8 protein-coding genes are annotated in these 9,923 nt (G+C 42.3%); 5 read left to right on the top strand and 3 right to left on the bottom strand.

The genetic code is table 11. The features are described 5' to 3' along the window. The 3 genes from BACCELL_RS26125 to BACCELL_RS17670 all read right to left on the bottom strand — a co-directional run. A partial coding sequence (locus BACCELL_RS26125; RefSeq protein WP_007213333.1) for a carboxypeptidase-like regulatory domain-containing protein occupies window positions 1-689 on the bottom strand: 689 nt, incomplete at its 3' end. A 140-nt stretch (window positions 690-829) separates the two neighbouring features. Beyond that, complete coding sequence (locus BACCELL_RS17675) at window positions 830-1,762, bottom strand: FecR family protein (protein WP_007213332.1); 933 nt, start codon at window positions 1,760-1,762, stop codon at window positions 830-832. A 333-nt stretch (window positions 1,763-2,095) separates the two neighbouring features. Then, on the bottom strand, window positions 2,096-2,653 hold the full coding sequence (locus BACCELL_RS17670) for an RNA polymerase sigma-70 factor (protein WP_007213331.1): 558 nt from the start codon (window positions 2,651-2,653) through the stop codon (window positions 2,096-2,098). Between the two features lie 139 nt (window positions 2,654-2,792). Here BACCELL_RS17670 and frr point away from each other — a divergent pair, with 139 nt between their 5' ends. From frr to BACCELL_RS17645, 5 genes are all read left to right on the top strand, one after another. Continuing rightward, window positions 2,793-3,353, top strand: coding sequence for a ribosome recycling factor (frr, locus tag BACCELL_RS17665; protein WP_007213330.1), 561 nt, complete (start codon window positions 2,793-2,795; stop codon window positions 3,351-3,353). Between the two features lie 55 nt (window positions 3,354-3,408). Continuing rightward, window positions 3,409-4,341: a ribosome small subunit-dependent GTPase A gene (gene rsgA / locus BACCELL_RS17660; protein WP_007213329.1), complete on the top strand. Its 933-nt coding sequence runs from the start codon at window positions 3,409-3,411 to the stop codon at window positions 4,339-4,341. Window positions 4,342-4,553: 212 nt separating this feature from the next. Continuing rightward, entirely contained in the window at window positions 4,554-5,636 is a 1,083-nt protein-coding gene (locus BACCELL_RS17655) for an efflux RND transporter periplasmic adaptor subunit (protein ID WP_007213328.1), read from the top strand. 12 nt (window positions 5,637-5,648) lie between these two features. Then, window positions 5,649-8,681, top strand: a complete 3,033-nt coding sequence (locus BACCELL_RS17650) for an efflux RND transporter permease subunit (protein WP_007213327.1) — start codon at window positions 5,649-5,651, stop codon at window positions 8,679-8,681. Then, a partial coding sequence (locus BACCELL_RS17645; protein WP_007213326.1) for a TolC family protein occupies window positions 8,678-9,923 on the top strand: 1,246 nt, incomplete at its 3' end. The genes BACCELL_RS17650 and BACCELL_RS17645, both read left to right, overlap by 4 nt.

Raw genomic sequence — 9,923 nt, 5'->3', positions numbered from 1 at the left:
ACCGAACCGGTTATATCCTTACGTTTCACCGTACCATATCCAATAGCAACCACCTCATCCAGCATCTGTGCATCTTCTTTCAATACTATTTTCAAAGATTCTATCAATGATGTTATTTTTATTTTCTGGGTTATATATCCCACATACGAAACAGTCAGAATATCACCGGCAGAAGCATTTAACTCAAAACGTCCAGATATATCTGTAACTGAGCCGCTACCGTTATTCTGTACCATTACATTTACTCCAATTAAAGGCTCCCCGGTTTCATCTACCACCGTCCCGGCAAGTTTCTTTTGCTGTACCACTTCTTTTTTCTCAACAATATCATCCGATAAAATAATATGATGTTGAGATAAAGAGTAACGAACCCCAGCTTTTTTAGCCAGCATTCCCAGTACTTTCGACAAAGTTTCATTATTCACTTTCATCGTTACATTTTTATCGACATCAACATTCGAATGGACAATAAACAGATATTCCGTCTGCTCCTCAATGTCATCCAGAACACTCTTCAGGGAGGAGTTATCACGCTGAATGGATACCCTCACATTTTGCGAGTTACCATTAGCGGCATACATACTAAAAATAGCTACAAATAGAAGGAAAAATGTGATTTTCATAATCTTATAAGACTGATTATTCCAAAATTTAAGGGCAAAGTAATTCCACAAAGAATCTTTTTTCATATCTTTGTACTGATTTTAAATTAATACTAAGGTGTTGATTTGTTCAAGGAATACTGGTCGAGGCCTAGATGACCGGTATTCCTTTTTTAACAAAAAAAATCAATAAACATGCATTTCTTACGTGTCAATTCATAGGCTTATCATTTTATAGTTATTATTGAATCTGTTATATCTCTCGTATACGAAAAGTTCATATCTTTTTTAAGAACATCCAATGCGTAGTTGATTCCATCAGATAAACGGAACTTACCGGAACGTCGCAAGTTTTTCACTTTCTGATTTTCGATTATAATTTTATAACCATAATATTTTTCAAATTTCTCCATTAGTTCTTCAAAAGAAGCATTGGTAAAACTCATCAATCCGTCTCTCCAAGTATAATCGTCCAGACTAGTTATATTACTCAATAGCATAATGCCATCTGTCAATAGTACCTTCTGGAGTGGTTTCAGTACAATAGACCGGGCACCTGCCGAAAACTTCACGGAACCTTCCATCAAGGAAGTCACTAGTTTTGGGGAGGAAGTATAGGCTTCTACATTGAACTTTGTCCCCAACACTTCGATATCACCTTTAGAAGTCTGTACAATGAAAGGCTTTTTCTCGTTCCGTTTCACTTCGAAATAAGCTTCACCATCCAGATGTACCATGCGTTTATCTCCCGAGAATGATGGATTATAACTTATTTTTGTCAATGAATTCAGCCATACCAAGGTACCATCGGACAATGTTATATTCACACGCTGTCCCCGTGGTACTGAAATTTCCTGCACTAATTCATCTTGTTGCTGCCGGGATTGCCATAATAAAGAAGAGAAATAGCCTGTCACAAAAATAAGCACTATTACCGCAGCATATTTAGTCCACGTTGCTATTCTATATCGCTTGCCTATTGAAATATCGCTTACTGCCCTTTCTTCTCCCAACAATCCCATGGCGTGATACATCTGCCAGGAATTCATAAAGTCGAGTTTATGCTGCTCTGATTCCTCCACCCACTCCATCAGTTCCTTATCTTCTTCCAATGAAGTCTGTTGACTGTAAAACCTAAAAAAATCATTGATGTTTTTCATATTTATCTTCGTTTACGATTATAAAACTCGCAAGTAATACAACCCCCTAGTGAAAAAAGAATATTTTTTCTTTTTTTTATTCAGTAACCATAAATATGGGAATTAAGCCGTCAGACCACCACTTCTACCTCCTTTTCCTTTAACAGCCAAAGAAAACATCGCAGACACTTATTCTTTCAACCATGATGGAAAGAATAAATATTCGTATGGTAAGAGATTAGTTTTCGGAAAAAAGAGATTAAGAATGACTTAAAAAGAAGTTAAACCACTAACTGGATTAATTCTTTTCCAAACTTAAGGAAACTCATCCGCTCTATAGACTAACCAACTGGATTATATGAATAGGAGTAATATGGGAAAATAATCCTTCAGTTTATCTTTCAGCATCTTAGTAGCTTTAGTGATATGGAACTCAACTGTCTTAATAGAAATTTCCAGTTCTGAAGCTATCTCTTTATGAGTTTTACTTTCATACCGACTCAACCAAAACACCTTTCTGGTCTTTTCCGGAAGTTCACAAAAAGCCTTCCTCACACATTCATAAGTCTCCATCGTAAAAATCTCGAAAGGATTACAAGCTTCCAGAGAAGCTATCTGCATTTGCAATTTCCACTCCTCCACTTTCACCAAATCAGCCAGTATATCTTCATGTAATTTGGCATCCCTCAAATAAGTCAAGCACTTATTCCTTATCACCGTCAGTATATACGCAGGAATATTCGTATTATCAGATAATCTTGCCCTATTTTCCCAATATGCAATAAAGGCATCAGTAACAATATCCTCGGCAACCTGCCTATCAGAAACATATGCCCTGGAGAAACGAATAAACCTCTCTTTGAATTTCAAAAAGACTTCATCAAATGACATATTTTCAAAATAGGTTGGCATACTTTTAATTTCTATATATAAATGCGACAAATATAAGCAATTTGCTTTATTCCTGTTAGCTAATATTTTGCAAATAGACAAAATTATACTACTTTTGTTCAATCAAAAATTCTAAAAGCACAATTCAAAACTAAGAAATATGAGAGAAGTAAAAGAGATCTTAGATGAAGCGCAAGAAAAAATGGATATGGCCGTCATGTATCTGGAAGAAGCATTGGCTCACATCCGCGCCGGAAAAGCAGACGTTCGTTTGCTGGACGGTATCCGTGTGGACTCTTACGGAAGCATGGTTCCCATCAATAACGTAGCTGCCGTAAATACTCCGGATGCCCGTAGTATTGTCATCAAGCCTTGGGACAAAAGTATGTTCAAGGTGATTGAGAAAGCTATCATTGACTCCAGCCTTGGCATCATGCCGGAAAATAACGGTGAAATCATCCGTATCGGTATCCCACCGCTGACTGAGGAACGCCGTAAACAACTTGCCAAACAGTGTAAAGGTGAAGGCGAAACTGCCAAAGTGAGCGTACGCAATGCCCGCCGTGATGCAATCGATGGCCTAAAGAAGTCTGTTAAAGACGGCCTGGCAGAAGATGCACAAAAAGGAGGTGAGGAGAAATTGCAGAAGATTCACGATAAATACATCAAGCAAATTGATGATATGCTGGCTGCAAAGGACAAAGAAATCATGACCGTATAATAATTTAATGAAGAATGGAGAATATCTCCATTCTTCATTACTCATCTAATTAGTAGTGAGGGGACTGGTAATAAAAAATACAGGTAGTTGGTATTTGGTAAAAACCGACGAAGGTAAATGTGTAGAGTGCAAAATCAAGGGTAACTTCCGGTTAAAAGGCATTCGCAGTACCAACCCGGTAGCTGTGGGAGACTATGTACAAATCATTCTGAATCCGGAAGGAACTGCTCTCATCAGTGAAATAGAAGACCGGAAAAATTACATTATCCGTCGTGCTTCCAATCTCTCCAAGCAATCGCACATTCTCGCTGCAAACCTTGACCAAAGCATGCTTATCGTAACGGTCAACTATCCGGAAACATCCACCACCTTTATCGACCGTTTTCTGGCTTCTGCCGAAGCATACCGTGTTCCGGTAAAGATCATCTTCAATAAAATAGACGCATACAATGAAGAGGAACTTCATTATATGAACAGCCTCATCAATCTCTATACCACTATCGGTTATCCCTGCTTTAAAGTCTCCGCCAAAAACGGTGAAGGCATTGAACTCATTCAGGAAGAACTTAAAGGGCGGGTAACACTTTTCTCCGGTCACTCCGGTGTAGGAAAATCAACGCTCATCAACGCAATATTGCCTGAACAGGACGTAAAAACGGGGGAGATTTCCGCCTACCACAACAAAGGAATGCACACCACTACGTTCTCTGAGATGTTTCCCGTTCCGGGAGACGGATATATCATTGACACACCGGGCATCAAAGGTTTCGGAACATTCGATATGGAAGAGGAGGAAATAGGACACTATTTCCCGGAGATATTTAAGTTTTCTGCCGATTGCCGTTACGGTAACTGTACGCATCGCCACGAACCGGGATGTGCCGTACGAAAAGCTGTAGAGGAACACTACATCAGCGAATCGCGTTATGCCTCATACCTTAACATGTTGGAAGACAAAGAGGAAGGTAAATACCGGGCTGCATATTAAAAGGAACGATAGATTGATAAAGCAACAATGTGATAACGTTTTATCAGTCTATTACTTTATCATCCTATCATAATAACACGCTATTGTGCTATTACATTATCACTTTATTACCTTTTTTAACGCTTTTCGCATTAAACCTTTCTGTTCCTAATATGTCCAAATTAGTGCTACATAATCTAACTTAATATCTGATATAATACTAATACTGATACATGAATAAAAAAGTTAAATGGGGCATTATCATTTTCATTGGTGCCGGACTGATAGGTTGGGGTATTTATTCCCAGCTTCCTAAAGAGAATAAAGAATTGGCAGCTGCCGACAAAGTTATGAGCAGTAACCGCAATGGCAAAAAAGCATTAAATGTAAACGCAAAGATCATAAAGCCACAGCTGCTCAAAGATGAAATCAAAATCAGCGGTAGCCTGTTGCCTGATGAGGAAGTGGATCTTTCTTTCGAAACCTCAGGTAAAATCATAGAAATCAATTTTGAGGAAGGTAGCCAGGTTAAAAAAGGACAACTGCTGGCTAAAGTGAACGACCGGCCTTTACAGGCACAGTTGCAACGTCTTGTTGCCCAACTGAAATTGGCAGAAGACCGCGTATTCCGCCAGAATGCATTGTTGGAGCGGGATGCAGTCAGTAAGGAAGCCTACGAGCAGGTAAAAACTGAATTGGCAACCCTGAATGCAGACATAGACCTGATAGAAGCTAACATTGCACAAACCGAGCTCCGTGCTCCGTTCGACGGTGTAATCGGTCTGCGCCAAGTCAGTGTCGGAACCTATGCTTCCCCCACTACCATCGTTGCCAAACTTACAAAAGTATCTCCGCTGAAAGTAGAATTTTCCGTTCCCGAACGTTATGCCAATGACGTAAAAATCGGTGCAGGAGTAAACTTCGGACTTGAGGGTAAGCTTGAAACGTTCCATGCCAAAGTGTACGCACGCGAGTCGAGAATGGATCAAAACACCCATACATTGACATTGCGTGCCCTCTACCCCAATGCCAACGGTAATGTAATGCCGGGACGCTATGCGGATATTCGCTTAAGTAAAAATGAAATCCATGATGCCCTTGCCGTTCCATCCGAAGCTATCGTTCCGGAAATGGGTAAGGACAAGATTTTCCTTTATAAATCTGGAAAAGCCCAACCTGTAGAAATACAAACTGGCATACGTACAGAAGCTGAAACCCAAGTATTGCAGGGTTTGCAGACCGGAGATACAATTATAATTTCCGGAACATTGCAGCTCCGCACAGGATTACCCGTAACATTGGATAATATCTATTAAACCAGACGCCTTATGAACATATCCGAACTCAGCATACGGCGCCCGGTGCTCTCCACAGTGCTTACCCTTATCATCCTGCTTTTTGGACTTATCGGGTACAGCTATCTCGGCGTCCGCGAATATCCGTCAGTGGATAATCCCATCATTTCGGTATCCTGCTCCTACCCGGGTGCAAATGCCGATGTTATCGAAAACCAGATTACCGAACCATTGGAGCAAAACATCAATGGTATCCCGGGAATCCGTTCCTTGTCCAGTGTCAGCCAACAAGGTTCATCCCGTATTACGGTAGAATTTGAACTCTCCGTAGACCTGGAAACGGCCGCAAACGACGTGCGTGATAAAGTTTCACGCGCCCAGCGTTATCTGCCTCGCGACTGTGACCCTCCTACCGTATCAAAAGCAGATGCGGATGCTACACCGATCCTGATGGTAGCATTGCAAAGTGACAAACGTTCTTTACTGGAACTGAGCGAAATAGCAGACCTCACTGTCAAAGAACAGTTGCAGACTATTTCAGACGTCAGCAGTGTTAGTATCTGGGGTGAAAAACGTTATTCCATGCGTCTTTGGCTCGATCCTATCAAGATGTCAGGTTACGGTATTACACCCATCGATGTTAAGAATGCGGTAGATAAAGAAAATGTGGAACTTCCATCCGGTAGTATCGAAGGTAATACGGTGGAACTCACCATCCGTACATTAGGATTGATGCATACGGCAGAAGAATTTAATAATCTGATTCTGCGGGAAGATAATAACCGTATCATCCGTTTCAGCGATATCGGCCGGGCAGAATTAGGACCGGCGGACATCAAGAGTTACATGAAAATGAATGGTGTACCGATGGTAGGTATTGTTGTAGTACCTCAACCAGGTGCCAATCACATCAAGATTGCCGATGCCGTTTATGAACGCATGGAACAGATGCAAAAAGACCTTCCGGATGACGTGCAATACTCTTATGGTTTCGACAATACCAAGTTTATCCGTGCTTCTATCAGTGAGGTAAAGGAAACGGTATATGTAGCATTCATTCTCGTTATTATCATTATCTTCCTTTTCCTGCGCGACTGGCGTGTAACACTGGTACCCTGTATCGTGATTCCCGTTTCGCTTATCGGAGCATTCTTCGTAATGTATCTGGCAGGATTCTCCATCAATGTACTTTCCATGCTGGCGGTAGTGCTGGCAGTAGGTCTGGTGGTGGATGATGCCATTGTAATGACAGAAAACATTTATGTCCGTATTGAACGCGGGATGCCACCCAAAGAAGCCGGTATCGAGGGTGCCAAGGAAATTTTCTTTGCCGTAATCTCTACCACCATCACACTGGTAGCCGTATTCTTCCCCATCGTATTTATGGACGGTATGACTGGACGACTTTTCCGTGAATTCAGTATCGTGGTATCCGGTTCTGTTATCATTTCCTCTTTTGCCGCATTGACTTTCACTCCGATGCTTGCCACCAAACTGCTGGTAAAACAAGAAAAGAAGAACTGGTTCTATATGAAAACCGAGCCATTTTTCGAAGGAATGAACCGCATCTACAGCCGGTCATTGGAAATATTCCTGCACAAGCGCTGGCTGGCTATGCCACTTATCTTAGCAACATTGATAATTATCGTATTTCTGTGGAATGCCATCCCTGCCGAGATGGCACCATTGGAAGACCGTTCACAAATCAGTATCAATACACGTGGAGCAGAGGGTGTAACCTATGAATACATACGAGATTATACGGAAGACATCAACCAGTTGGTAGATTCCATTCTGCCGGATGCAGAATCAGTAACGGCACGTGTATCAAGTGGTAGCGGTAATGTACGTATCACGTTGAAGGACATGAAAGATCGTGACTATACACAGATGGAAGTAGCCGAACAAATTTCGAAGGCTGTGCAGAAAAAGACCAAGGCACGTTCGTTTGTGCAACAATCATCCTCTTTCGGTGGACGACGTGGTGGTATGCCGGTGCAATACGTATTACAAGCTACCAACATCGAAAAGCTGCAAGAAGTATTACCGGTATTTATGGCGAAAGTTTATGAAAATCCTGTTTTCCAAATGGCCGACGTGAACCTGAAGTTCAGTAAGCCGGAAGCCCGCATCAATATCAATCGCGACAAGGCAAGTATCATGGGAGTAAGCACACGCAATATTGCGCAAACACTCCAATACGGATTGAGCGGCCAGCGTATGGGTTATTTCTATATGAATGGAAAGCAATACGAGATATTGGGTGAGATCAACCGCCAGCAACGCAATAAACCTTCCGACCTGAAAGGCATCTATATTCGTAGTGATAAAGGTGAAATGGTGCAGTTGGACAATCTGATTGAACTGACCGGCGGTATCGCTCCTCCGCAATTATACCGTTACAACCGTTTCGTTTCCGCCACTATTTCTGCCGGACTTGCTGATGGGAAAACCATCGGACAAGGGTTGGACGAGATGGACAAGATTGCCAAAGAGACATTGGACGATACATTCCGTACCGCACTGACGGGAGACTCCAAAGAATATAGAGAAAGTTCCTCCAGTCTGATGTTTGCCTTTGTATTGGCAATCCTGCTGATCTACCTGATTCTGGCAGCACAGTTCGAGAGTTTCAAAGACCCGTTGATTATCATGCTTACCGTGCCTTTGGCTATTGCCGGAGCCTTAATATTCATGTACTTCAACGATATTACAATGAATATCTTCAGTCAGATCGGTATCATCATGTTGATTGGTCTGGTGGCAAAGAATGGTATCCTTATTGTAGAGTTTGCCAACCTGAAACAAGAAGCCGGAGAAGATAAAATGGAAGCTATCAAGGATGCATCCTTGCAACGTTTGCGCCCCATCCTAATGACCAGTGCTTCTACCATTCTCGGATTGATACCGTTGGCATTCGCTTCGGGTGAAGGTTGTAACCAGCGCATTGCCATGGGTACAGCCGTAGTGGGCGGTATGTTGGTATCCACATTCCTCACTATGTACATCGTACCTGCCATATATAGTTATGTATCTACTAACAGAAGTAAGTTAAAGAAATCATGAAACGTACGATTTTATCCCTCATAGCCATTTGTAGCACCTCGCTTGCGTTACAAGCGCAGATGCCGCAATCTTATACATTAAAGTCCTGCCTGGAATACGGGCTTCAAAATAACTACTCGCTGCGCATTACCCGCAACGAGGAACAAGTCAGCAAAAACAACGCCACGCTGGGAAACGCCGGTTATCTGCCGACACTTGATCTCTCTGCAAGTTATAAAGGAACCGTAGACAATACAGACAGCAAAGTGCGGGCTACCGGAGAACATGTCAAAGAGAATGGTGTATTCGATCAGACCATGAACGTGGGGCTTAATCTGAACTGGACTATCTTCGACGGCTTCAACATCACCGCCAACTACCAACGTCTGAAAGAGTTGGAAAGACAAGGTGAAACCAATACCCGTATCGCCGTAGAAGACCTGATAGCCAACATCGCTGCCGAATATTACAACTATCTTCAACATAAGATCCGTCTGAATAATTTCCGCTATGCCGTATCTTTGTCCAAAGAGCGTTTGCGTATCGTAGAAGAGCGTTATCACATCGGTAACTTCTCCCGTCTGGATTACCAACAGGCAAAGGTAGACTTCAATGCAGACAGTGCCCAGTATATGAAACAGCAAGAGTTGCTGCATACCTCCCGTATCCAACTGAACGAACTGATGGCGAACGAAGATGTAGACCAGCCCATCATTATTCAAGACAGTCTGATCAACGTAGACGGTGGACTAAACTTTGAAGAGCTTTGGAACATGACTCTGCAAACCAACGCTTCTCTGTTGAAAGCCTATCAAAACAACACGCTTGCCCAGTTGGATTACAAAAAGGTTTGTTCCCGCGACTATCCTTATCTGAAGATGAACGGCGGTTATGGCTATACCTTCAACAAATACGATATCGCCACTAACATCCAACGCGGTAATCTTGGTGCCAACTTCGGCCTGACTATCGGTTTCAACCTGTTCGACGGAAACCGTCGCCGAGAACGCAACAATGCACGTATTGCCATTCAGAATGCCCGCCTGGAACGCGAACAACTGGAACAAGCCTTACGTGCAGACCTGAGCAACTTATGGCAAGCTTACCAGAACAACCTGCAAATGCTGAACCTGGAACGCCAGAACCTTGTAGCCGCTAAAGAAAACCATGAGATTGCCATGGAGCGTTATATGCTGGGAAACCTTTCAGGTATCGAAATGCGTGAAGCACAGAAAAGCCTTTTAGATGCAGAAGAAAGAATTC

Origin of the sequence: Bacteroides cellulosilyticus DSM 14838 (genome assembly GCF_000158035.1) — a bacterium.
Taxonomy (GTDB): domain Bacteria; phylum Bacteroidota; class Bacteroidia; order Bacteroidales; family Bacteroidaceae; genus Bacteroides; species Bacteroides cellulosilyticus.
The sequence above is the reverse complement of the archived record's forward strand: the minus strand, read 5'-3'. Positions and strand labels throughout refer to the sequence as shown.